Origin of the sequence: Streptomyces longispororuber, assembly GCF_024448165.1 — a bacterium.
GTDB lineage: Bacteria > Actinomycetota > Actinomycetes > Streptomycetales > Streptomycetaceae > Streptomyces > Streptomyces longispororuber_A.
In genome coordinates this window covers 1-745 of the sequence record NZ_JAMOLN010000432.1, presented here as the reverse complement: position 1 = coordinate 745, position 745 = coordinate 1, and the positions used below count along the sequence as shown (strand labels likewise).

The 745-nt window shown below is 68.6% G+C and carries 1 pseudogene; it reads right to left on the bottom strand.

The annotated features are described in order from the left end of the window. A pseudogene (locus M4J07_RS47710) lies at window positions 1–709 on the bottom strand (IS5 family transposase); the annotation flags it as partial. Between the last annotated feature and the right edge of the window lie 36 nt (window positions 710–745).

Genomic DNA, 745 nt, shown 5'->3' with positions numbered 1-745 from the left:
CGGTAGTGGGTTTTGTCGAAGCCGCAGGGGCGTTCGCCGCGGCTGATCCGTCCGTTGAGCTGGTCGATGCGCTCGGGAATGGTGTGCTTGATGCCGCGTCTGCGCAGGTAGGCGCGGATCGAGCGGGAGGAGTAGCCCTTGTCGGCGACCACCCGCGCGGGGCGGGTGCGTGGACGTCCCGGGCCGGGGCCAGGGACGCGTATGCGGGCCATGACCTGCTCGAACTGGGTGCAGTCATTGCGGTTGCCGCCGGTCAGGACGAACGCGAGGGGACGGCCTCGGCCGTCGCAGGCGAGATGGAGCTTGGTGGTTAATCCTCCACGGGATCGACCGAGGGCGTGATCTGCCGGTTCGTCCCCCGCCCGGCCCCCTTTTTCGCGCCGGCGGCATGCTGGTGGGCACGGACGAGCGTCGAGTCGACCGCGACGAGCCAGTCCACGTCCGCCCTCGCCTGCCGGTCAGCCTGAACCGCGGCGAGCATCCGGGTGAAGGTGCCGTCCAAGGCCCATCTGCGAAAGCGGGTATAGAGCGACTGCCAGGCCCCGTACCGGGCCGGCACGTCCCGCCAGGCGGCACCGGCCCGAATCTTCCACACGATCCCGTTCAGCACCGTTCGGTCATCCGCACGCGGGCGACCGAACGACCCGGCCGGAAGGAGCGGGCACAACAACTCCCACTCCTCATCCGTCAGTTCATAGCGACGACTCACGGGTCCATCATCTCGCGAACCCACTTTGAAGACACG